Origin of the sequence: Bacillus sp. REN16, assembly GCF_020731355.1 — a bacterium.
Lineage (GTDB): Bacteria > Bacillota > Bacilli > Bacillales > Bacillaceae_L > Ferdinandcohnia.
Genome location: NZ_JAJFZK010000029.1, coordinates 1 through 23,953 on the forward strand (window position 1 = coordinate 1; position 23,953 = coordinate 23,953).

Annotated in this window: 19 protein-coding genes and 1 pseudogene; 3 read left to right on the forward strand and 17 right to left on the reverse strand. The window is 36.0% G+C overall.

Features of this window, described 5'->3' with window-relative positions:
- Window positions 1-618: 618 nt before the first annotated feature.
- Complete coding sequence (locus LKW28_RS21380; protein WP_229142447.1) at window positions 619-1,857, reverse strand: replication-relaxation family protein; 1,239 nt, start codon at window positions 1,855-1,857, stop codon at window positions 619-621.
- Window positions 1,858-2,696: 839 nt separating this feature from the next.
- Between LKW28_RS21380 and LKW28_RS21385 the strand changes: the two genes are divergently transcribed.
- Window positions 2,697-3,521: a hypothetical protein gene (locus tag LKW28_RS21385; protein WP_229142448.1), complete on the forward strand. Its 825-nt coding sequence runs from the start codon at window positions 2,697-2,699 to the stop codon at window positions 3,519-3,521.
- Window positions 3,522-3,604: 83 nt separating this feature from the next.
- Here the strand turns inward: LKW28_RS21385 and LKW28_RS21390 are convergent, their stop codons facing one another.
- From LKW28_RS21390 to LKW28_RS21430, 8 genes are all read right to left on the reverse strand, one after another.
- Window positions 3,605-6,760 carry a type I restriction endonuclease subunit R gene (locus tag LKW28_RS21390; protein WP_229142449.1) on the reverse strand — a complete coding sequence of 1,052 codons (3,156 nt, stop codon included), beginning with the start codon at window positions 6,758-6,760 and terminating at the stop codon, window positions 3,605-3,607.
- Between the two features lie 23 nt (window positions 6,761-6,783).
- Window positions 6,784-7,944, reverse strand: coding sequence for a restriction endonuclease subunit S (locus tag LKW28_RS23185; protein ID WP_324255059.1), 1,161 nt, complete (start codon window positions 7,942-7,944; stop codon window positions 6,784-6,786).
- Window positions 7,934-9,526 (reverse strand): type I restriction-modification system subunit M, encoded by a 1,593-nt coding sequence (locus LKW28_RS21405; protein WP_229142450.1) that lies wholly within the window; start codon window positions 9,524-9,526, stop codon window positions 7,934-7,936. Before LKW28_RS21405 ends, LKW28_RS23185 begins: the two co-directional genes overlap by 11 nt.
- A 62-nt stretch (window positions 9,527-9,588) precedes the next feature.
- Window positions 9,589-11,493 carry an N-6 DNA methylase gene (locus tag LKW28_RS21410; RefSeq protein WP_229142451.1) on the reverse strand — a complete coding sequence of 635 codons (1,905 nt, stop codon included), beginning with the start codon at window positions 11,491-11,493 and terminating at the stop codon, window positions 9,589-9,591.
- A gap of 52 nt (window positions 11,494-11,545) precedes the next feature.
- On the reverse strand, window positions 11,546-11,857 hold the full coding sequence (locus tag LKW28_RS21415; protein WP_229142452.1) for a DUF2325 domain-containing protein: 312 nt from the start codon (window positions 11,855-11,857) through the stop codon (window positions 11,546-11,548).
- A 568-nt stretch (window positions 11,858-12,425) separates the two neighbouring features.
- Window positions 12,426-12,887, reverse strand: a complete 462-nt coding sequence (locus tag LKW28_RS21420) for a YkyB family protein (protein WP_229142453.1) — start codon at window positions 12,885-12,887, stop codon at window positions 12,426-12,428.
- A gap of 225 nt (window positions 12,888-13,112) precedes the next feature.
- Window positions 13,113-13,991 carry a hypothetical protein gene (locus tag LKW28_RS21425; protein ID WP_229142454.1) on the reverse strand — a complete coding sequence of 293 codons (879 nt, stop codon included), beginning with the start codon at window positions 13,989-13,991 and terminating at the stop codon, window positions 13,113-13,115.
- Window positions 13,992-14,625: 634 nt separating this feature from the next.
- Complete coding sequence (locus LKW28_RS21430; RefSeq protein ID WP_229142455.1) at window positions 14,626-15,348, reverse strand: hypothetical protein; 723 nt, start codon at window positions 15,346-15,348, stop codon at window positions 14,626-14,628.
- 125 nt (window positions 15,349-15,473) lie between these two features.
- Between LKW28_RS21430 and LKW28_RS23070 the strand changes: the two genes are divergently transcribed.
- Entirely contained in the window at window positions 15,474-15,605 is a 132-nt protein-coding gene (locus tag LKW28_RS23070) for a hypothetical protein (protein ID WP_267498099.1), read from the forward strand.
- Window positions 15,606-16,026: 421 nt separating this feature from the next.
- On the forward strand, window positions 16,027-16,926 hold the full coding sequence (locus LKW28_RS21435) for a DNA/RNA non-specific endonuclease (RefSeq protein ID WP_229142456.1): 900 nt from the start codon (window positions 16,027-16,029) through the stop codon (window positions 16,924-16,926).
- Window positions 16,927-17,371: 445 nt separating this feature from the next.
- Here the strand turns inward: LKW28_RS21435 and LKW28_RS21440 are convergent, their stop codons facing one another.
- The 8 genes and pseudogenes from LKW28_RS21440 to LKW28_RS21470 all read right to left on the reverse strand — a co-directional run bounded on the left by LKW28_RS21440 (window position 17,372) and on the right by LKW28_RS21470 (window position 23,846).
- Window positions 17,372-17,866, reverse strand: coding sequence for a FadR/GntR family transcriptional regulator (locus LKW28_RS21440; protein ID WP_229142457.1), 495 nt, complete (start codon window positions 17,864-17,866; stop codon window positions 17,372-17,374).
- 9 nt (window positions 17,867-17,875) lie between these two features.
- Window positions 17,876-18,112 (reverse strand): annotated as a pseudogene (locus tag LKW28_RS23325) (FadR/GntR family transcriptional regulator); the annotation flags it as partial.
- Between the two features lie 49 nt (window positions 18,113-18,161).
- The gene (locus tag LKW28_RS21445) at window positions 18,162-18,944 is read right to left on the reverse strand and encodes an HpcH/HpaI aldolase family protein (RefSeq protein ID WP_229142458.1); all 783 of its coding nucleotides are present in this window, start codon (window positions 18,942-18,944) and stop codon (window positions 18,162-18,164) included.
- Between the two features lie 4 nt (window positions 18,945-18,948).
- A complete protein-coding gene (locus tag LKW28_RS21450) occupies window positions 18,949-20,004 on the reverse strand; it encodes a 2-keto-3-deoxygluconate permease (RefSeq protein WP_229142459.1) in 1,056 nt (351 codons plus the stop codon).
- The gene (locus LKW28_RS21455) at window positions 20,004-21,350 is read right to left on the reverse strand and encodes an NAD(P)H-dependent oxidoreductase (protein WP_229142460.1); all 1,347 of its coding nucleotides are present in this window, start codon (window positions 21,348-21,350) and stop codon (window positions 20,004-20,006) included. The genes LKW28_RS21450 and LKW28_RS21455 overlap by 1 nt, the downstream gene beginning before the upstream one ends.
- 233 nt (window positions 21,351-21,583) lie before the next feature.
- Window positions 21,584-21,949, reverse strand: coding sequence for an NIPSNAP family protein (locus tag LKW28_RS21460; protein WP_229142461.1), 366 nt, complete (start codon window positions 21,947-21,949; stop codon window positions 21,584-21,586).
- Window positions 21,950-22,642: 693 nt separating this feature from the next.
- Window positions 22,643-23,038, reverse strand: coding sequence for a hypothetical protein (locus LKW28_RS21465; RefSeq protein WP_229142462.1), 396 nt, complete (start codon window positions 23,036-23,038; stop codon window positions 22,643-22,645).
- Window positions 23,031-23,846 carry a ParA family protein gene (locus LKW28_RS21470; protein ID WP_229142463.1) on the reverse strand — a complete coding sequence of 272 codons (816 nt, stop codon included), beginning with the start codon at window positions 23,844-23,846 and terminating at the stop codon, window positions 23,031-23,033. The genes LKW28_RS21465 and LKW28_RS21470 overlap by 8 nt, the downstream gene beginning before the upstream one ends.
- Window positions 23,847-23,953: the final 107 nt, after the last annotated feature.

Sequence of the window (23,953 nt, forward strand, 5' to 3'; positions counted from 1 at the left end):
GTGGACGCTACAGGGACTATTGGATGAACTTGACATGATTGAACGGTTTGAAGCGCCTGAACACGGTTGCATCCTAGGCGAGATGACAAAAAAACAAATTGAAATCTACCAAGCCCTTGGGGTTGAACCTCCATCGTTATAAATTCCGGGAATGCAGGTTATAACCCGTAATCAATAAAGAAATTGCTCTCAAGGTCCACAAATTGATTTTATATACATAACTGTCTCCTTCTCTTATAGACATTGTAACGGTCACTTCTATTGGCAAACCATGAAGAATCATATGGTCCTACCAAAACCCTATCTAATAAACATCAGAAGACAATCGTTTATCAACTAGTTATGCATATTAATACAACAAGTGAACTCCACAAACTCGTATAGAGGTTTGTGAGAGCCCTCTTTAGTAAACCGTTTTGTCACAAAGATTGAACCCGAAAATAAAGCCTAAGAAGTTATCTGCAATAAGTAGTAACGCGAAGAAAAATCCTAAGTATTCACTTGGAGGACCCCTGTCCTTTCCATATATTACTTGGCCAGGTGCTCATTCAATGACAACAATTTTGATTTGGTTCCACTATACCGTTGTTACTTTGGTTCACTTTTCTTAACAAATACTTACTTTAGTTTTATGAATTCCACATTCCTATCAAAATCTATTAATTGTTCTTGAATATTTTTATCTAGGTTATAATTACTTAAATTACCTACTAGATATGGTGGTTCGTTAACATAAAATATCTGTTTGCTCCATCCTATAAATGCTAAATTTTCTACCTCTTTGGATGATTGTGCATTATTAAGAAGCCTTTCCTTAAACTCAAAAAAGCGACTGTATACTTTACTTTCATACATTTGTGAAGTTGCATTAAAATATACAATATATGAATCTTCCTTTATTGCATGAGAGTACGCCATTGACGTAACAACCTCTTTTTTGTCTCGAAATGAATAAGATGTTACTTTTTCATATGATTTCTCCAGAATCCGACTAACCTCTCTACTGGCTTTTCCCTCTAACATTTTCCGATCCATCTCTGTTAATATTACTTCTTCAACTTTATCCATAGGTGTCATAATAAGATTAACATTTTTATGATATGGTCCAATTTCTGCAAAGAACGCCGATAATACATTAACCCACCTGCGCTTCATTCCATGGTTTTTCCTTTTTTCTTCGACAACAAAAATAATACCGTTCGGTAATTTTTCAATCCCTTCATTACTAATAAAATCAAAATATTGACGATATGTCCTAAACTTATTCCTAAGCTGCTCATGGGATTCTGTTCCACGATCGATTTCCACTGTATAATTTTGAAGAGTATCAAGTAATGTAATCTCTGCATCAGGTCTAAATCTATATTTTTCTGAATCTATTTCAAAATACTCAGAACTATAAAGATTTAGTCGATGATCAACAAGCGTAGCTGGTAATCGCCGAACCTTAGCAAAAAAATCAATTTGTAATAGATGGTGTGTCGTTTGTTCTAATGGTGGCTTATAAGTCTCATAAGGGATATCAGCAAAGGACGGAAATCCATTACCAAAAATCCATCCATCTCCTCCTTGGCCTTCCTCAATATTTAGCCAATTCTTAGCATATTCATATCCCTCTGACGTTAAATAATAAATTGATCCTTTTGAATATCCATCCCGTAATCGAGTAGCGGTCACAAGATTAAGCTTTTTTAATTTTAATAAATAATTATAGATACTCTTTTCTTGGGATAAAGAGTATCCATGTGGATTTTGCATAGCTGCTAATTGACTAGCTGTCATTCCACGATACTTGAATAAATATTCGATAATGCCTATAGAAAAGTAAGATAAATTAAAGCTAAGTAAATATGACATATTTCTTCTCCTTTTTAATAGTATTCTTAGTCAAGGTTGGGGCGTATATTGTCGTACTTTCTATTACCAAGACAAACACATAAATATCCGTGTCATTATAGGGTTTTGCACTAGTAATCATAAAAGAAATCATAATTACTACGTAATGATTAGTCATCAATTAAGTAATGCTAGTTTCCTATATGATTACTCAATAAAAGGGCAAATAAAAAACGACCTTTTTATACGTAAAATAACATAAAAAGCTCGTTGTTCTCTCAAATATTTTTTTATAAAAATATACATACGTGTAGTGGGGCGATCTTTATACTCCAAATAGAGTCTTCCCTGCCTTGCTGTAGGCAATGGTCTATTACTCTGCATAACAACTACAACAGAGTTTTCTCCTAATTTGGAGGGCCACCCATCTACTAGAAAGTAGAAGTTTACTTATTATTAATAATACCAAGTATTTTTATATTTTTCCAGATAACTATTCCAGATTTTTTTACATTTATTATTTCAACGGAAATGTTATGTATCTACTGTTTTGAAGTTTATAGACACTTTTAAGATATGTTTTTTATAAATACTATTTACTATTTTATATTACTCTGTTAAATTTATAGTTACAGAAAGTATTATTCTGGATTTTTTAGTGCGACTATTTATTTTTAGTCAGCGGTTATCTATCAAACTGTAAGCCTCTTTGGAGGATTGGATATAGACGCTATAAGTGTGTCTATATCCAACCTTTCAAAGGGGCTTTTTTATGTTTTAAATATTTAAGAAAGGGATTAGAAAAACAATAGTTTTAATTCTTATTTGCAATTTAATCAAAAACAGGGGAGGTATTATTTATGGATTTTTTAGCAGCTATAAATAATATAATGGGGAATTTAGGAAAAGGTGAGAAAATAAATGAACTTAATAAATATCTATTTACTTATGAAGACGAAGACCAAATGAGTTTTTACCCAGAATTGGATTCTTATTCTTATGTTGTCTATCCGTTCTTTAATAATTTTCCTTATCTATGTATTATGATAAATCACGAAGGTAAAAACATTGTTCGCGGAAGAATATATTCAAACTTTGAGGAATTTCGTTGGAATGAGAATAATCAGGATTTTGAAAGCTACAATCTTTGTGAAATAGTAGAAATTTTAGCTGATTTAGTAGTAGATTTATTTTCGGAAAAAAGTTTCGAACATCAGCTTTGGATCCTTGAACAAATGGCTTTGGATGTAAGAACAGTTATTGAGGATTTCGAGGATCCACGTACTAAAATAATCGAAAAATCTTATCCTAGCATTAAATTTCCGAAGCCCGATTTCTCCTACCTTACAGATTTAAAAGATTTTCCAGACTTTTTTATTTCTGCACTAGGCAAGTCTAGGGATATTTGTTATAAAGACGCTTATCATAGGCTATTAGAAGAATTAGCCTCTTTGGGAAATGACATGAACTACTCGTATATGGACGAAAATCTAGATAAAGAAGAGGTGGTGGATGAAATTCACAATCTTGTAACCACTATTAGTGAAATTGTTGAAAACTTCGAGCGCTTTAAGTTTTTAGGACCGGTTACGAAAATCCAAACAATTAGTAATAGGAACAAATTTGATTGGTATTTACAAAATATAGTAGACAAAGCAATTGAAGCTTTTGAGAAGAGTAGTTAATAACTATCATTAATCTGATATATAGTTGTAGGACCAACTACAGCCTCACAGTTGGCCTACAACTATTAAACTTCTCAAAATGATTATCTTAACTCATCATCCAAAGGTACAATGACCTCATCTAATGTCTTTCTCCACTGTCGCTTCATTTCTGGGCCGTATTTTAGTGGTTTTGCATCCGGATGCACGGCTTTATACTTATCAAATTGCTTGCTGTTAATAATTCCCCCGATATTCGGAATAGGGTCTGTTCCTAACACATATTGAATCGCGGATAAATGAAGCTCATTTTCTTCCACAAACCAAGTATTCGCAAAATCTTCAATCACTTTATTATAGGATTCAGTAAAGAAGCGTCGTTTCACGATAAGAATATCCTCTTCTAAACCTACTTCTTTGTTATCAATAGCGTTTAAAATGGCACGGTATACGTCTTTAACAATTTCTGATTTCTTCAGCTTTTGAAGTGCTTGTTCGATTTCATCACGGATATTCCGGTTATTAGCTGAATACGTTTCTAATAGTCGGTCAATATAGGTGGAGTCAATATCATAAATCTTAATCGCATTTTCTCCATAGAATTCAATGTCTGTGAAATTTGGTACCGTTTCATCTGGCCTTACATCGACTAGTGAACCCTTAACCGTGTTGTATACGCCAATATATTCTTCTAAAGTCTTCACCTGTTCTTCAAGTACTTTTGACTTCTCCATATCATCGTTGTAATTATCATACGTAACTAAGGCCTCGTATGCATTGTTCAACTCTTGGAATGCCTTTACAAATTCAATTCGGGTTTCAAGAGGTGAGTGCTCATTAATATCGATTGGATTTGGAACCAACGTTGTGAGCACTTTGTGAGCCTTTTTGAAGCGTTTCTTCGATTCATCATACGTTGGATAAACAAGATTTGTCTCCTCTTGAGCATGGGAATATAACTTCGTGGCATCCTTTACATTTTGTTCCATTTCAAAAGGTTTTCGGAATGTCACAATTAACCCCTTTGTCTTTCCAGGATAAGTACGATTGGTTCTAGAAAAGGCTTGAATTAAATTGGCATAACTCAAATTACGATCAACAAATAACGTTTGAATCGTTGGTGCATCGAATCCAGTTAATAAGCGATCCACTACAATAACAAGGTCAATTTGTTTTCCGAATTCCTTGAATTCTCCCTTTTTACGAGCTAGGCGATTGTTGATATCGCCGTTATATCTATCAATATCTTCTAATGACCAAGCAGTATGATAATAATCGTTATAGTCCTTGATTATTTCTTTCATTTCATCTTGAATTTGATTGGAATTATCTTCATTTTCTTGTATGGAATACGTGATAGCAATCCTTGGGAAATCTGGATCTTCAATTGTACGACCCGTTCGGATCGGCTGTCCAACAAATTCTTTTGTCAACCATTCTGGATCTTTGGTCATTTCCTTGATTGCCTTATAATAACGTTTCGCCATATCAATTGAACTAGTTGTTAAAATTGCAGATTTTTGTGGGCGGCCATTTTGGAAATCAAATTTCGTATAGGCATTATCTGGGCGAAAAATTTTATGAATGACTTTATGAATGTGTTCATCACTTTCATAAGAAGATGGTTCAAGGTATGATTCCTTTTCCATTCCGTCCACGTGATCGATAATGTCGTTAATTTCATCATCACTAAAACTTGCGTACTTTTCATTTTGACGGAGGCGATTAAAAATATAGTTTTTTAAGGATATTGGTTCTATCGTATCTTCATGTTCAACTTGGAAACCTAAAACAGCTCCATCATCTAACGCATTCTTAATGGTGTAGGTGTGCAAGACTTCCCCATATTGATCATGAGTTGTACGAGCTAATCGTCCTTTAGCTTGTTTCTTGTTTACATCAAATATCGGCGTACCTGTAAAACCAAACCATGTTGAATTTGGAAAGAATCCCTTTATCCCTTCCATCCCTTCTGCACTTAACGCACGATGGCATTCATCCACGATAAAGACAATATGTTGCCCTAGTAGTTTCTTAAAGCGCTGAGTGCCTTTTTGTTCCTCTAGTTTTTGAGCATAGCGCAAGGCAGATTCTAACTTTTGACGAGTGGTAATAATCACTGTATTAGAATTTGTATCAGATAGCAGAGTATTACTTAGCTCTTTCGCACTTCCCGTTCCTACAATCAAGCTATTAGACTTGGCATTACCAGAAGAAATACCAGTATTAAACTCGGAAGCAAATTTGGTGAATTCAGTAGTAGTTTGATTATCCAGATCTTTGCGGTCTATGAGCATAATGGTACGATCTACACCTGATTTACGAGCTAATAACTTCGTAGAAACAAAACTTGTCAACGTTTTTCCTGAACCAGTCGCATGCCAAACATAACCAGATTCATGCTTCATGGCAGATGTAAATAAGGCTTCAATCGCATGAATTTGATACGGTTTTAACACCATTAAAGCTTTGTTGTCTTGGTCCTCACTAACAATTGTATAATGTGCAATCAATCGATGAGCATCTGGAATATTTAAGACTTGTTTCACAAATTCATAGAGATTTTCTACTTTTCGATTGTCCGTTGTCCGCCAGCTAAAAACAAATTTCCTATGCATATCTTTTGGCATTGCATTGGCAAAATAGCGAGTAGTTTGTTCGTTAGAAATAACAAATAACTGAAGAGTAGAGAAGATATTATTTCTAAACATCCCTTCTTCTGCGTATTTTTTGATTTGATTAAAGGCCTGGAACACACCATCTTTGGCACTGACCTGTTTCAATTCAATTTGAACAATTGGCAAGCCATTGATTAAGAGTGTCACGTCAAATCGACGATCACGACCATCATCGTTTACCTTTTGTTTGGCTATCTGATGAACTACCTCGTATGTAGAGATTCCGCCACCAATGTCTTGATTGGAATACAACATCAACGACATTGAACCTAGAGAAACATCTTCTCGTTCAATTGTAATACGAGCAATTCCGTTCTCCCCTTTGAGCCATCTAGCAGCATCAAAGGGAGTCCTTGTTTTCGTTAGTAATTCTGTTTTAATATTGTCAAATTCTTTATCAGAAATGGGATGTTCCCCAATTTCTGATAAGTTATTTTGCATGATTATTTTACGCAAGTTTTCCCATAGGTCTTCTTCTGATTTTAAATCTGGACGATAATTCCACTGATTATGCCCTTCTCCTAGCACTTCAATCAACCGACGTTCCACTTCAACTTCATCATTATGTGGTATCTTTGTCATATTGCCTCTCCCCTCTACTTAACTTATACAAACATCTTTTGTAGAAATGCTTTTTTCGTTTCCTTCAAGGCGTCTAATTCACGTTGATGAAGAGCGATAGTATCGTCTAGTTGTTTGAAGAAGTTACCAATTTTCATCTGTTCCTCCAATGTAGGAATACTGATAGAAATTTTATCAATGCTATTTTTAGATAAACTAGGAACACCAGTCGATTCATCATACTTTTTCCAATGAATTTTGTTTGCCAATGAGTAACAAAATAGTAAATCATTTTTTCCTTTGGTAGTCATATAAAACAATGTATCTACTGTCCAAAAAGGTGCTTTTAATAACTGTGGATTATCTATTGTTCCTTTTCTACCAATTCCGATAGCATCTTCATCAGAAAGCTTATCATTTACACTAAGCATGTATCCGCCAGTACCATAGACTGGAATATTCCCTTGTTGTAAATGTTTGTAATCTCTACCAGAATTAACTTTTAATATTTCACCCATCTTACGCCGTTCCCACTCTCCTGTAAATCCTGGGAAACGAACTTCTGGCACCGACTCCCCTTCTTTTGGAAACATTTTTTGGAGGAATCCTTGTTTTGTTTGTTCGAGGATGGATAGTTCTTGCTGATGAAAGGCAATAATGTCATCTATTTGCTTGAAGAATTCCCCGATTTTGTTTTGCTCTTTTAATGAAGGAATAGGAATTGGAGCAGCATTAGCCGGCTTTAAAGTAAAATGTTTAATCGTTAATCCAGTCGATGCTCCCTCAATATATTTTGTCATCATGGGAGAGGAAAAGAACGCCTTCAGATATATACCGCTAAGTTTATTTGATTTAGATGTTTTAGCGTATAATATACTTCCACCTTGAACATAAACTGGTTTATCATCAATTTTATGATAAGTGACACCTACTTTACCCCCACTTGTAAATAGCAAGTCATCTTTTTCAGGAGCACCTGTCTTATCCTTATACGATTGGTATGTCTCGTCAGAAATAAAAAGCTCTCCTACAATTTCATCATTCGCTAGATCGCTTGAACGTAAATATGGTACTCCCTTTGATACCCATAAGGTGTTTGAAATCCTAGCACTATCTTTAATTTCAACAACCTCACCTAATTTCATTTGCTCCCACTTTCCACTAAACCCTGGAAATCTAATTTCTGGTGAATTCTTATCTCCCACGATTAAACACCTCTAATGCTCCCTTAATCCACTCTGCATTAACCTCATCAAATTGTAGCGATAAAATAGTATTATACAAACTAGATTCTAGTTCAGCTTTTTCTTTTCGAATGTCTTGTATTGTTGCTCCTTTGGCAGCCATATCAACAGGCGCTTCCTCTTTAAAGGTATCGACGTATCGAGGGATGTTCAAATTGAAATCATTCTCTTTGATTTCATCAAAAGTGGCAACGTGAGCATATTTCTCTACATCTTCTCTCTTCTTATACGTTTCGACAATCTTATCAAAGTTTTCTTTGGAAATTTTATTTTGGTTCTTTCCTTTTATAAACTCTTTACTTGCATCGATAAATAAAACATCACGAGCTGCACGATTTTTCTTCAAGATTATAACTGTTGTCGGAATTGATGTTCCAAAGAATAAATTTGCTGGCATTCCAATTACTGTATCAATACTGCCGTCTTCTAATAATTTCTTACGAATCACACCTTCTGCAGCTCCACGGAATAGTACTCCATGTGGCAAAACGATTGCCATTGTTCCTGAATCTTTCAAATGATAGAACCCATGTAAGAGAAAAGCAAAATCAGCTTTTGATTTTGGTGCTAACTTACCGTATCGATTGAAACGTGAATCATCTAAAAATGTATCATCTGCAGACCATTTTGCGGAATATGGTGGATTCATAAGGACTGAATCAAACGTATAAGGCTCATCTGTCGGCCAATCTTTATTCAATGTATCCCCATTGCGTAAACGCATATCTTCCTTATCAACGCCATGCAAGATTAAGTTCATCTTCGCTAGATTATAGGTTGTTGTATTTAGCTCTTGCCCATGGTACTTTACACTATCTGGATGGTTTATATATTTTCTAACATTTAACATTAAGGAACCTGACCCCATGGTTGGGTCATATACGCTAAACAATTTTTTGTCTTCTTGTCCGATCGTAGCAATACGAGCCATCATGTTAGATACTTCAGAAGGCGTATAGAATTCTCCAGCTTTCTTACCAGCTTCTGAAGCAAATTGACCAATTAGGAACTCATAGGCATCCCCAATGACATCGCCATTATGTCCAATCACATCAATGTAATTTAGTTTCTTTAGGACTTCTGTAATAGTAATGTTTCGCTGTTGATCATCTGACCCCAGTTTTTTTGATTTCAAATCCACATCATCAAACAATCCATTAAATTGATCATATTTTGTAGACAAATCAATAAAGGCTTTATTCAAATCATTCAATTGAAACGTATTTTGTTTAGCTTGATTGTTTAATACATTGAATAAATACTCTGGTTCAATATCATAGCCCAATGTATCATTTAAGGTTTCAATCAAGTCATTTTTTATATCTGTATCAGCTAATAACTCCGTATACAAATGAGTTTGTTTTTCTTGTGTGTTGTATTCTTCTAGTGATTCATCTGCTATTTCAACAACTTTTTCTAATAACTTATCAGATAAATACTTGTAAAAGATTAATCCTAATAAGTAGTTCTTGTATTCTGATGCATCCATCTTGCTCCGCAAGTTGTCTGCGGCACTAAATAATTTTGAGTTTAAATCAGTCATGCTAAGTCCCTCACTTTTTCTATTGTTGTTCTGATTGATTCAATACTTAAACTATAAATATTCTAATTTGTATCATCAACTTCTTTAAATGCTTTGTGTAACCCCATTTGCTCATATAGCTTATAGTAGCTATCAATGTATTTTTCTCTGGCTTTATTTATTGTTCTTATTAGTTCTTCATCAGCACTTACAAACATTTCACCTAAATTGTCTTGAGTATTCTTATCAATTTTTGGAACAGGTATCGATTCAATATCCTTTACACTTAATACTGCCACAGCTGTTCCTTTCTGCTTGGAGGAAATATAGTAAGTTCCAATAGGACTTTCTAGAAATGCTTTTATGAAGTAAGAATTTACTCCATTCCTTGGCCGAAGACCAATAAAATTTTGAGATAGAATCAGCCTTTTATCAGATTGAGGTACAACTGCAATTTTTATTGTAGCCCCCCTACTTGATAAAATAAGGTCACCTTCTTCAACTTCGTAATTTCTTGCCTTTTTTGAATCCAAGTCTACAGGTGTGAGTTGGTTAAAGAGGATATTTCCGTCTTGTATATCCGCAAGCTGAATTAAAAAATAATCCCCTTGTCTTTCAAGGTCTTTTTTAGGCGGCGTATTCATCCCCCTAAACATTTCAACTAATTCACTAAGTTCAACTTGTTCTATGTTTGATTTCTCATATATTTTTCTATTTACCTGCACAGGTCCAAATATACTATCCACTTCATCTACTTCAAAGTATGGTCCAAAATGAAGATTACCTTCTTCAATATCATCAATTGCCACAATTGTGCTAAACTGCTTAATTTGTTCCATGTTATGATAAGCATGAAGGATCTTTTCTTTATCTTCTTTTCTTAAGGCGTTTTGACCCCTTATTCTTTCATAATCATTTTCTGCATTGATAAACTGTATTTTCCCCTTTCGCTCAGGAGATTTGTTTTTATTTAAGATAAGAATGGCAGCCGAAATGTTTGTAGAATAGAAGAGATTTGCTGGGAGACCAATCACAGCTTCAATTATATCTTCATTGATAAACGCTTCCCTAATTTTACGGTCAGCTCCTCCGCGGAATAAGGTGCCATGTGTAACTATAACTGCAGCCTTACCCTTTACATTTAATGAAGCTAATGCATGTTGCACAAATGCCATATCAGCATTTGCTTCACTTGGAATACCATACAAAAAACGTCTATAAAGATCATACTCAGCTTTTTCTCGTCCCCATCCTTTTAATGAAAAAGGAAAATTCATGACCACATAATCAAATGTTCTTAATTTACCTTCATTTACAAAAGCAGGCTCCGAAAGAGTATCTCCTAGCTTGACTTTATGATCAATGTTACTAATCATTAAATTTATTTTTCCTAAGGCCCAAGTATTTTCATTTATCTCTTGGCCCCAAAGATGATATTTGCCGTTATATTGACTGGCATATTTACCAGCTTCAATTAGAAGTTGAGCAACACCAGCTGTACCATCATAGATATCACCACCTTTTATATCAAGAAGCGCAGGCAGCAAATCTGAAAGTGATTTTGGTGTTATAAACTCGCCTCCTATTTTTCCTTCTTCTGATGCAAAACTAAAAAGGATTTCCCCTAAGATTTCTTGTGAGATATCTATTTGATTGATTAACGGTATTAATCGCTGAAACGTTTCATCATCTATATTCTTTAATTCTGGGAATAACAGAACTCCCTTTAGATTTTCATTTTTGTTCTCTAGTTCATAAAATGCACTTAAAATTTTATCCTTCATTGGCTGTCCTTGATAGATAATTTCACTCCACTTTGCTTGAGGCGGAAGATACACGTTTTCAAGATGATTATCCGCAGCCTTTAGCAAAATTAAAGAGGCAATAATTCTTTTTTGCACTGTAACATCCATTGATCCTCTCATTAAATCGACTGCTCTCCACACACTACTTACTGATTTATTCATCACAACATCTCCTTTTTTCATTATCTTACAAAGTAATTTAATTACCTTTATTTTATTGTTATAAAAAAAATTCCTAGCAAATTTGCTTCTTTTCCATGGCTTCCCTAGCTAACTGTAATGCTTGCGAAGTCCCTGTTCCTTTTGGATAGACAATTGGCTTTTGATGGCTTTTAGATAACTCGCGGATATCCCACATATTCTGATGTGAACATGCATCGGTGTATAAAATAATACAATCTGATTGTTTTATCATACTTTCAAAGTATTTTTTACTTTTCTTTTGTTTTACATGCGCTGGATGATGCATTATCCTAAGTTGTTTTTCATGACCTTTCTTATCAAAACTTTTATTACGTCTACCGCCAACAATCAAAACCGTTTTCATTTTACCACACTCCTTTACCTTATATCCATCTACAAACAAGATAACATAATAACTTGATAAAGTAAATAATAAATTATATTGTTTTGTGTGTTATTTTAAAAAGTAATTTAATTACCTTATATTTCGGAGCGAGTGGAGTCAACAATACTTAGCTGATGCTATCGAGTCGCAAAATCTACAATAGAACGATCTAAATCTGGATTATGTCATCCCAACTACGATGTTCTTTTTAAAATATCTAAAGCCCTTAATACTCCATTTATTATCGATGGTTCAGAACAATATAAAAGGACTTTAGAAGTGCAATAATAGCAAAAAGGAGCTACTTTTTATAAATGATGTGAGTGTCTCTTTTCTTTATCTAAAGGGTAAACTGAAGTTAACATTAATATTAATATTAATGTTAATTTTACTGTTAATAAAAATTTTATTCCCACTTGTTCTTCGACATATCCCCCAGTTTAGTTGTTCAGTAAGAATCAATGTTTTGGACTCCAAACCGAATCAATCATGTCCAGGAAAAACACTGCATCTTCAACAGTAACCTTCATATCGTTCTCTCCTCTGTTTATCTCCAAATCCATTGTGAAATTCCTCTAACTTGTTTTTTTTGCTCTTGGAGAGACGGAATTAGGGAGGAATACCCATGCGACTTATTTTGAGTAGAAGAACTTCGGTTTTTAAGATATGTCCTAATAATATAACTTGCTAGTGAAAGGTCCATGTGACTTCTACGATTATGGTGTTTTTCGCCACGTTTTATATAGGATAGTTTATCAAAATCAGCTTCTGTTGGAAGTGTATGAAAGTAATAATCCCCAACTCGAACCGAAGATAATGTTTGTTTTTCTCCAGTACGAGGATTGGTATAAATGTCTAACCCTATCTTTTTTGCATGTCCTGTTTTAATTAATAATTCTAGGGCCGATTTTTTTATTTGATATAACCCCTCTGAGGGATCGATTGATACTTTTGCATGGCGGTTAATAGTATGAATTGCTTGAGCAACTAATTCTGGTGTTATTATCATTAAATTACAATCTCCTTTTGAAGGTAAAAATGAAGGGTAAAATCATGAAGCGTTAGGGATAGAATGGAAAAACTCTCTGTTAAAATTCCGGAATAAGGGTAGCTATTCCTTTAATGTCACAACATCGTTACAAAAAGTTCACAAAAAAGAGCAATCTTTTGACCGCCCATTAGAGGTTAACCTTTGATAACCAGGTTAACGTATATATAAATATAAACTTATTAGTTAACTGCCCTTTTTATCTTTGTCGTTTTTTTCTTGTTTCAGTTGCTCGATTTTTTCCTCATATTCTTTACGCATAGCATTCATTTCTTCGTACATTTGTTTTATCTTTTCGTTGTATTCCTCATTAGACTTCAACAACCTTTGCTGGTACTCTCTTTCTACTTCTAGGATTGCCTTATCCTTTTCGTAGTCCTTTTTCTCAATAAGACGTTCCAACTCGATAGCATGATTGTTCTTTGTTGATTCCAGCTGTTGATTCAAGTCCTTAATTTCGGCTTGCTGTTCATCATTTTGATTACTGATTTCCTTCACCTGAGATTTTAGGAGTTCACGTTCATGAGAAAATTGCTCTTTCAGTTTTTCGTTTTCATCTGCAAACTCTTTGTATTTAGTAACCAAACCACTTAACGTATCATTTTTTTCTTTATATTCATTGATCAAGAGCTGATTGTTTTCATTGGTAGCATGTAAATTTTCTAATTGCTTTAACACCTCTGCTTTTTCCTGTTCTACCACTTTCAATGTTTCCTTAGTCTGTTTTGATTCCTCTACCGCCAACTTTGCCTTCTCTTGATATTCACCAATGATTGCTTCTTTTTGCTCCAGTTTATCAGAAACCTCCTTTACCGCATCGTCTTTGATGTAGATAGATCGTTGGACCATATTAGAAACAAGCTCATAAATTCGGCTAGTATGTACTTCCAATTCGTTCAGGTCTTGATTGTAATCCGTCGCTCCCTGTTTGATTGACTGTAATTCGGCAATAGCAACAGCTTTTTCAAACCACTCTTTTGCAGATTCTCCACTGTTCTCAATCATAACCTTTACTTTTTCATGTAATTCTTCGCTAACCTTTACACCGAAAGTTTTATCCGCCATCTTTAACACCTCACTATTGGTTAACTATTGGATTTATATATATCAATAGGTTAACCTAGTTTTATATAGTTAACATTATTTTAACATTTGCTGCCATAAATGAAAAGCAACAAAAAATGATAATTCTTCAACTACTCCATAAAACAAAATTAATTAAATCAGTTTGGATTTCTTCATCAGTAATACTGATAACATAAATTAAACTCTAGCCCATAATAAAACTCATTATTACTTTGATAATTAATGTTATTTATTTTGTAATAAGCCATTGGATATACAGGCAGCGATCGTTTAACTCCCTAATTAGGGATAATTCTTGCTATCTATAGACCGCAAATAGAATAACTAAATGAGGTTAGGGATACTAAAAAAAGCCTTTGATTATGTACGCACAAGAACAAAAGGGATTGGATTTGCAGTAAATCCATCCTACAGTCAGGCGTATCGTTGTCAGTTATGTGGTGGAGTTGTTGCGAATGACATTTGTACAGGATGCATGTTTGATTGGGATAGCTAGAATAAGCTTATCAAAAAACGCATCCTCTATTTATTCAAATGCTTCGTAGGTGGGTTTAAATTTCTTAACAATATAATAGGAGAGCAGTAGGCTATTAAGAAGCTGCTCTCCTATTAACTATTCAATGGGTTTTAAGTTAAGCTTACGATAAACCACTAGACAATGTAACATATAATCAAATTCCTCATCACTTACTTCATCTTCTAAATAATTTGCATCTGATATGGTTGTTTTTTCTTTTAAAATTCCAGATACCGTTTGACCTTTTTCCTCAAATTTAATTTCTACGTTCCTAGCTGTGTGCTGTACTATTTCTGCTGCTTCCTCCAATGACTTTGTACCTTCTTTTATTATCTTACTAAGAGTAATATCCTCCATAATCTGGTTTAGGACTTCTTTTGCATCATTATATGTTAACGCTTCTAGCGCGTCTTCTTCAGTTAACTCTATACCATTCTTAATAAATGAATCACTAAAGAGGCGACTTAATTTATATTTGTTAATATCCATTAATGTCGCAATTGTTGTTACAATAATTTCTTTAATCGCATCCGCAGTAGAAACTTTATTCGTATCTTTATTTATTAAAAAGAAATCCTGTTCAGAAATTTCCATTAGAACCCCTGTCAGGGATAACCGTAAAGGATCTCCACCTGTAATATCGCATAAAGCATGGGTTACATTTAAAGGTGGTGGTGGCATTTTCCCATTTTGAAGGCTACTTAAATATGCTTTATTCTTGCTTAACCCTCTTTTCCTCATTTCATATTCTATTTCGGTTAAACTCAATCCAGATTGAGAAATATACTCCTTTAGCAACAAAGAATATGGATTATTCATTTTACTTCTCCTTTTTTGTTTTAAAAAAATTAAAACTTGTTGTTGTTTTTTTAAAACAATGTGTTATTATATAATTATTAAAACAAATTGTAATTTTATTATAACTCAAGAGAGGGATTTAGAAAATGTTAAAAGATCCGCGTTTTTGGGGGAAAACACTTCAAATTGTATTGGCTCCTGCTGCATTGGCTTTAGGAGGTCTAATCCTAGAACTTGCATCAAATTCAAATCAACAGGACGATGAAAATAAGCAATGAACGTAAAAAGCTTGGTTTTATATCTGACCAAGTCTTTTTCTTGTTCTTCATATTTATTTTCACATAATAATCGAGAGCCTTTAGATAAATTTTCCCTATCCTTTTGCATAATATAGATTTCTGTCGTTTCATCAACAAATCAAAACCATTTATTGGATATATGTGGAAATTTATCAAAAGAACTACCGGTGTTTTCGTTTAATAGGTACAATGAAACTATCATTCTCACTATTCATAACCTCGAAATAAGCTAATTAATATATATTCAAAAGAACAAGTCCCTGCCGTTTCTACTGTTTCTTTCGACCCAAAGCAACCTGATTCGGTATCAACAAACTGTGATTGTTGTTGAATGTATGTTTTTTGAAATAAAGTTAATCTTGGAATGAACAGTGTAAAACTATTCTAGGAGAGTCCTAAAATGAAAAAGAAAGTGGACTATTTAATCTTACTTTTAACGATTATCTTTATGGTTGGTTGTACTAACGTAGATGATGCATCCATTACAGATGTAGAAACAGATCCACAAGAAGAAACTATCACTGCCGTTGTTGATAAACCGGTAGTAGAGGAAACACCACCCCACCCAAATAATGAACTGTTTTCAGGATACAAACTTATTGAAGTTGATGGTGGTGATTTGTCTGGATATCGTGAACCTAACGTCGTCGTTGACATTGGTTATGGGGATCGTGAATACTGGGCATTTACTAATGAATACGGGCAACTAGTACGTGTCATTGCTGACGAAATCATTCTACAAGATGATGGTAACGAACCTGTATTATCGTCTGGCAGATACTATTCTGATGAGGCAAAGGTTTCTGGTGTCGAAAGTGACGTTTTAGATGAAGGACATATCATTGCTGATTCTCTCGGAGGGGTATCGAATGCTTATAATATTACCCCACAAGATAGTACGCTCAACCGACATGGTGATCAAGCTTATATGGAAGACGTAATCCGCAGCGCAGGTGGAGCTACTAATTTTGAAGCAATTATCACATATCCGAATACGGAAACGCAGATTCCTTCAAGTTATCAGTATACCTATACTTTAATGGGTAACGAAATCGTTGATACATTTGACAATGTGAACCCTGATGAAGTAAACGTATCACTCGGTTTAACAGGCAGCGAGCCTTCTGATTCAACTAGTCCAAATACAAACGGTGATATTTCTAGTGTTGATACAAACGGTAATGGACAAGTGACGATTAAAGAAGCAAAAGCAGCAGGTTTTAGTATGCCAATAACGAGTGACCATTGGTTATACCCCTATATGCGCGATAATGATAGTGATGGTATGGTAGGTGAGTAAACCCTTAGAACTTTGAGGCAAAATGAATAATAAAAAGCTAGTCCACCTTTTGTATAGGTGGATTTTTCGTTTTTAACGAATGTATGAATTTGTATAAAAACTTACATTCGTTCCCCCGCCTTTGCAAAACATAGACAGGCAATAGCTCAATATTTGAATAGTAAACATTAATATTTAAAGATAAACGAGAAGATCCAACTCCATTAAATGATCATGTGAATTGGACCCGATTAGAGATAGTAATTTATTTGTGTAGTAATCTTCTAGCAAGGTGAATCAGTGGATTTTATTGTGACTTCCACCTTTTGAATTTTGATAGAATGGGATTTTTCGGGATTAAATCAAAAGGAATCACCTCATACTTGGTTAAGGTGATTCCTTTTTTTGTAGCTTTTGTCTTAAAATTGTAATTGTAAGCTGTCCTTTGAAGGATTTTTATACAGTGTTATTTTTCACCGGATTCGGCATCATGAAGCGAAGACAGCAACCTATTAGTTACCTCTTGCAAATGAGCTTTCATGGCCTCTTTAGCCGCAACTGGATCCTGGTTCTCGATCGCTTCTAAAATTTGAGTATGTTGTTCATTCACCCAATTACGATTCGTTGAATTCTCAACGACTCGTTCAACCCACGCTTGAAGAAGCGATTTAGTATTTTCGAGAGTAGATGACAACACAAGATTTTTAGCTGAACGTGCTATTTCAAGATGAAACTCAGAGTCAAAATCCGCAAATTCCTGAGCATCACTAGCCTTTTCCATTTGCTTTAGAAGTTCAACCAAGTTTGCACGTTCAGATTCTGTGCTCCTGATAGCGGCCAATTCGACGAGACTCGTTTCTAGGTACAGCCGAGCCTCAATAAGTTGCCTAGCTTCGGTAGTATTTAATAACATCCCCCACGAAACAACCTTGGGAAACATTGAGGACGTCTCGGTACTCACATATGTTCCGTCGCCTTGATGGATCTGGACAACTCCAAGTAGCGCGAGAGTTTTGAGTGACTCTCTGAGCGTTGAGCGAGTAACTCCAAGCATTTCGACAAGTTGTCTCTCAGAAGGTAATTTCCCCCCAGGTTCAATACGATTACAAAGAATATTCTGAATTATGTGCTGGACTGTATCTGCAACCGAATTCCGATGACTAGGATTAACGGGATCAAACTTCACTGTCGTTTTTACATGAGCCATTGCTAACCTCTCCTGTTCGTTGTTAAAAAAGATATTCTAGCTTCAGCGTTTAAAACCAGCGATGTCCGACGCTTGTTTTACCTAAGGCTTCCGCCATAGACCTGATTTGCCTAATCATCAAACCGATGTCGGAACCTAAAGAAACCATACCAAATCCTTGGTCCCGACGCAATATCGCTTCATCAGTACTCCGAGCTACAATTCCTGAAGAAATTCCACGGTCCTTAGCTCTACGAAGAATATCAAGATTCATTTCAGCCACACCTGGACCTTCCCATTCACCTACAGCACCCCGACTCGCTGACAAATCACCAGGCCCTAGGAATATCGTTTCGACATTCTCATTAAGGATTTCATCCAAATTATCGTAAGACTTTTGGGTTTCAATCATTGGTACAAACATTAATTCGTCATTCGCGCTTGATACATATTCACCTAATCCTAAACCCCATTTGCCACTGCGCTCTCCCCCAAGACCGCGACGACCAAGCGGCGGATAGTAAAAGTGCTGATATGCTTGTCGTATTTCCTCTGCACTATCGACCAACGGCAAAATAATTCCGTGGGCTCCCATATCTAGGGCGCGTTTAATCGGCTCTAAATCTTGACTCGGAGGCCGAACGAAAACCGACATATCCGATTCCTTGGCAGCAGTCAGGTGTCCGGCTACCGATTTATAGTCAATATAGCCGTGTTCAAGATCGACGCAAATCCAATCAATTCCGAGTAGAGCAGCGACTTCGGTCACTGCTGGTTCCTCAGAAGTTACCCAAAGACCAAAAGCAGTCTCGCCTTTCTGTAACTTTTCCCTTAAATTAGCATTCATCGTCATAATTTTATCCTCCCTTTTTAACTAATTCGTATTCGGCATCCACTTGGGGTGAACCGAAATTCCATTCATCTTCCTGTTGCGGACCAATCCCTCTCCGCGCTTGCCAGCTAGCTACATAAGAAACTACGAAGGGGATGAGTAAGGCTGTCGTTACCGTCGCAGCGGCAATTTGAGCCGTAGCAAGAGCCTCTATTCCAGCAAATGTTGGATCCACTAATGCAACAGCAGCTGGGGTCGCAATTGCATTGCCAGCAGTTGTGCCTTCTGCTGTACCAGAGATAAGGTTTCTGGCGGGTTTTGGACGGCGTCGAATTACGTGCACAAGCCAAAGCATTCCCATCGCAGCTCCTCCAGAAAAAATAACCGTAGCAACACCCAATAGTGCCCCAGGAATCCCAGCTTCCGCGAAAGTCGCGAAGTCAATCCCTACTCCAACGACAAACCCCAAGAATGGGATCAGCAGCATTTCCACTGGTCGAACAAATTCTCTTGCGGTCTTACTTAGATTGCCTGCAATAAATCCGAGAAACAAAGGCAGGAGCGCTCCTACTAGCATTTCACCAGGGAAGGACGCTAGTCCAGCTGCACCAAGAGCGACCAACGTGAAGAAGGGGCCATCATTCATCGAAATTACGGAAACTGCTCCCCGATCGCTTGAGTTGCCATATTGTTTTGTCAATGCAACATAGAGCGTTGAATTAGAGTTTGTCATGGCAGCAATTATTGCCAGAGGGGTAAGGGTCCAAAGTTCGCCTCCTGGAATCAAGAAAGCCACACCTAGACCGAAGGCGATTCCGATTCCTACTTTGCCTATAAGGATTGCGACCCCCTTCTCGAGAGTTACACTAGTTTCCCTGAAGCTTATTTGAGCCCCCATACAAAAAAAGAATAACCCCAATAACGCGCCAGTACCGTTCTTGAATAGAGCTGTAGTAAAACTTCCAATATTCAGAATTTCAGGAAAGAAAGTATTTATAATCGCCCCGAGAAAAAGGGGTATTATCATTAGAGCACCAGGGATTTTTCCTAATGCTCGACCCACAACTGACAATGTATGCATCAGACCACCTCTCTTACACGGAGTTCCAATTCTTTACGAAGGCGTAGTGCTGAAGAATCCTTTGGTTGCTCAACATCAGACCACCTGACTATTTCTCCAGCAGCCACGGGACGTATCACTTTTACTCCACTAGCTAAGCCAATCGGAAGAGCATTATTCGCTAACGATTTACTCGCTGGCGCCAAAGTACCCGTTACGCAATATCCGCCCTCTCCGTCAAGTACTTCTCCAACCATGAGATCCCTCTTTGCAACGGAAATAACGTCACCAGCGAAAGCTGAAGGAGCACCTGTTGGTTCGCCCCTGAGAACAGCAGAAGCCACGCTGACTCCAAGCTCCATGCCAATCATATGGTAAGGCCGATATAGCGAACCATACATTCCACTCGGGTCTGTCTTGAAGCCGTATTCTTCGAAACATCGAGCGGCATATTCAGTTTGTGCTTTGAAAGTAACGTAAACGCCCCATCGAAGATCATTAGCTATTTCAGATCCGTCTCGATTCAAACTCGAAATTACTTCCACCGTCCCACTAGAAGATAGGACACCGCCTACCTCTACCGGACGTAGTTTTGTGGGCAGTTCATCTGTAGATACCGGTGGGAAATTGAGACCTTCTTCAGGAGGTCTCAACCCAGTGCCATTCGCGACAGCAGCCATTTCGATGGCTGACTTTGTCCCATCTAGAAAAGAGTTAAACATCTTGGGATTAAAATCGCCAGTAGCCAGCTGTTCCTTGCTAAAGCCATAGTAGTCCCATACAGTATCTGGCGTTGATTCACGATATATTGGTAGATACTTGGTTCCCTTCCCAGCAGCTGTTACCTCAAAACCAGACGCCCGACACCAGTCCACCATCTCGCAAATTAAAGCTGGTTGGTCTCCGTAGGCCATAGAGTAAACCACGTCGGCTGCGTCGGCCTTTTCCTTTAGGATTGGTCCGGCCAAAACATCAGCTTCAACATTGACCATGATAATGTGTTTTCCGTTCTCAATAGCAGAAAGAGCATGTCGCACGCCAGCTATTGGATTTCCGGTTATTTCCAGTATGACCTCGATTTCTTCATTTTCTAAGAGTTCTCTTGAGTCATCGGTAACTGCTGTCTGCCCTGAAATAACAGCTTGTTGCACATTCGAAGTCGTCACAAGACTCATATCCCAGCCTGTTCGCAAGAGTGCATCTTTTGCACGTGACGTATCTAAATCAGCTAAAGCCACTACATGGAATTCAGGCATATTCACTGCTTGAGTGAGAAACATTGACGCGAACTTTCCTGCACCAATCAAACCGATTCGAATAGGACCTGACTCCTTCGTCCGATTTTTAAGCAAAGCATATAAGTTCATTGTTCTCTCCTAACTATCAAATCCTCTTACTAGTGGTAGGTGTTTTTGATGATTCCGTTTTTAAGTTGAGTCGTGTGCCTCAATGATTTTTTAAAAATATTATAAATTCCTTCTATAAGGATTTTTCTGAAAATTTGCTTCGTTAATCTGTCCTTAAGTGCTTTGTTAGATCTATTGGCCGTGTGTTCCTTTGCTCAAACCACCCCCACCACCCTCTATCTCCGAGAGGATATTCAGTCAATATCGAAAGCTGTATTCGTATCGTTAACAGCTATAGGGAGTGAACGTATGGGTGAGAAATTGGTCGGGTACATGATCTTGTTTTCCCATCTGACTATCATTCGTCGTACTACTGAAATGCATTCCTGCCATTCTGGAGATGCAGCAAGTTCAGCACGCTTCTCTCGTCGATCTTCCAGATCTTTAAATGCCCAGAAGTGGGTGACTTGGTTTTGTGTTCCAAATTCGTTAGTAAAATAACCAAGAAAGCCTTTTAGAATCCTCTTTTGTACCTCGAGGCCGAGCATTTCGTAGTTACTTAGGAAATCCGTTAGCGGTGTACCAGGGTTGATGTCATAGGTTCGTTGTTCTACTATCATCTAATTCCTCCTCGTATTAAAATAAATTTAGATATCAAACAAGGGTATAAACCTTGCGATATCTGGTTTTTTCAATCCTTAAAAAATGAATAGAAAACAGGATCAATTACACGCTATGGACTGAAAAGGTGTTTTCACCGGGAAGTAGTAAGCGCTTCATTTAATCTTGTTTCATAGAATACAAGATTAAATCTCACATATCAACCGGTTGATAACTAAAATTATAAAAAAGTCAGAAAGGAATGAAAATTCCGTCTCTTTTAAGAGCAAACTCTATATTCATTTTGGATTGGATAAACATGAACGAGCTGATTATTACTTTCCAAAGACGTTCTTTGTTCGAAAAAAATCATTTTTTTGATAGACAAACAGAAATCAAGATAACTTCACAAAAGAAATCTCACTCATTTGATAAAAAATTTCTTTGTGTATAGATTCCAATATCGCTTTTTTTTCCCTAAAACGGAGAAAAAATAACGGACAGATCAAGTCCGGCCGTTTTAGGGTAAAAGCCATAAAACCGCTCAGGTTGCACTTCTGCATTGCCTTATCCTGTTTTATGGTAAAAGTCTTTATTATTTTTTACGGTAAATCTTTTTTCTAAATCTATTACTTGCCTTGCGAAGATTATCAGATTTTACTTACACAAGATTTTCCGCAGACCCTTTTCTTTTAAAATTTAAAATAAGTATACTAAATCAAATTCGATTCTTTAAATACTCTTCTTAAAGCCTCATTTACAATCTTACTTTTTGCACCACGGCCTCCTTTTTTACCAAGTTTATCTAAAATCGCAGCTAAATCCTTCTCAACATAAATTCCTTTCATAACATACTTTTCTTCATATTTCTGGGTCTTCATTAGATCACTTATAATATCCCCATTACTATTATTTTTTTCATCTTTATTTATATCATTATTTTCAATGACTTGATTATTAACATCATTTACAGAGACACCATCTGGTTTGATTTCACTTTCTAAACTCTCATTTACTACTTCTTTAGTAACCTGGTTATTATTCTCTTGTTCATTATTAGTATTAGCTACATCAGCAAAAGAAGCTAAATTTCTATTCTTTCTAGCCAATTAATTCACTACCCTTCTCTGAAATTTCGTCTAATAACTCATGATAGCTTAATACAACTTTATTATTTTTATCACTCGAAAGTGTAGCTGGTAAACTTTCATATGCAACTGAACTTGCAAATCTAACAGATCTTGGTATTACAGTTTCGAACATAGAAATTTTATTTTCTAAACAATATTTCCGACACTCTTGTAAAACTTGACCATGCAGTGTAGTCCTTGTATCGACTAAAGTTGCAACAACCCCCAAAACATTTAAATTACTATTATTTTCAGTTTTAAAATTGCTAATAGCCTGTAAAATTTTCACTAAAGATCTCATACTATAATTTTCTGGTTGAAATGGTATTAACACACTATCCGCAAACGAGAGAACATTTCCAGCTGTTAAGCCAAGATTAGGTGGAGAATCAATAAGTATGTAATCATATTTGTTTTTTAAATGATTAACTGCTTGTCCCAATAAATGAAATGGATTTTTATATAAATCCTGTTGAGTTAAAACATCAAATTCTAAAAATGCCATATCATCATTAGAAGGTAATAAATCAATCAAACCCTTACTTTTTGAATCAGAATAAACATTAATAATAGCTGCTTCAGCAGCTAATCCCATCAATACATCATAAACTGTATTTTCAAACAGGTCTGGATTTTTGCCAAAAGTAAGTGCGGCGTTTCCTTGGTTATCGGTATCAATAATTAACACTTTATAACCCTTTTCAGCTAAAATTCCACCAAGGTTTGTAGTAATTGACGTTTTCAAAACCCCGCCTTTATTTGTACTAACAGCCCAAACATGTCCCATACAAAACCCTCCCCTAAAAAAATATATATATATTTTACCATAACATAAACATTAACGTTAGCATTAACAGTATCATTAACATTAATCGATTAGGTGCACTAACATAA

Coding starts and splice junctions, on each gene's coding strand:
- LKW28_RS21450 (WP_229142459.1), bottom strand. CDS start 20,004: ATGCATACATTGTCAGTTGTGGGTCGAGCATTAGGAAAAATCCCTGGT.
- LKW28_RS21470 (WP_229142463.1), bottom strand. CDS start 23,846: ATGGGACATGTTTGGGCTGTTAGTACAAATAAAGGCGGGGTTTTGAAA.
- LKW28_RS21385 (WP_229142448.1), top strand. CDS start 2,697: ATGGATTTTTTAGCAGCTATAAATAATATAATGGGGAATTTAGGAAAA.
- LKW28_RS21435 (WP_229142456.1), top strand. CDS start 16,027: ATGAAAAAGAAAGTGGACTATTTAATCTTACTTTTAACGATTATCTTT.
- LKW28_RS21460 (WP_229142461.1), bottom strand. CDS start 21,949: ATGATAGTAGAACAACGAACCTATGACATCAACCCTGGTACACCGCTA.
- LKW28_RS23070 (WP_267498099.1), top strand. CDS start 15,474: ATGTTAAAAGATCCGCGTTTTTGGGGGAAAACACTTCAAATTGTATTG.
- LKW28_RS21405 (WP_229142450.1), bottom strand. CDS start 9,526: ATGACTGATTTAAACTCAAAATTATTTAGTGCCGCAGACAACTTGCGG.
- LKW28_RS21390 (WP_229142449.1), bottom strand. CDS start 6,760: ATGACAAAGATACCACATAATGATGAAGTTGAAGTGGAACGTCGGTTG.
- LKW28_RS21380 (WP_229142447.1), bottom strand. CDS start 1,857: ATGTCATATTTACTTAGCTTTAATTTATCTTACTTTTCTATAGGCATT.
- LKW28_RS21425 (WP_229142454.1), bottom strand. CDS start 13,991: ATGGCGGATAAAACTTTCGGTGTAAAGGTTAGCGAAGAATTACATGAA.
- LKW28_RS21445 (WP_229142458.1), bottom strand. CDS start 18,944: ATGACGATGAATGCTAATTTAAGGGAAAAGTTACAGAAAGGCGAGACT.
- LKW28_RS21420 (WP_229142453.1), bottom strand. CDS start 12,887: ATGATAATAACACCAGAATTAGTTGCTCAAGCAATTCATACTATTAAC.
- LKW28_RS21415 (WP_229142452.1), bottom strand. CDS start 11,857: ATGAAAACGGTTTTGATTGTTGGCGGTAGACGTAATAAAAGTTTTGAT.
- LKW28_RS21455 (WP_229142460.1), bottom strand. CDS start 21,350: ATGAACTTATATGCTTTGCTTAAAAATCGGACGAAGGAGTCAGGTCCT.
- LKW28_RS21430 (WP_229142455.1), bottom strand. CDS start 15,348: ATGAATAATCCATATTCTTTGTTGCTAAAGGAGTATATTTCTCAATCT.
- LKW28_RS21410 (WP_229142451.1), bottom strand. CDS start 11,493: ATGAAAAAAGGAGATGTTGTGATGAATAAATCAGTAAGTAGTGTGTGG.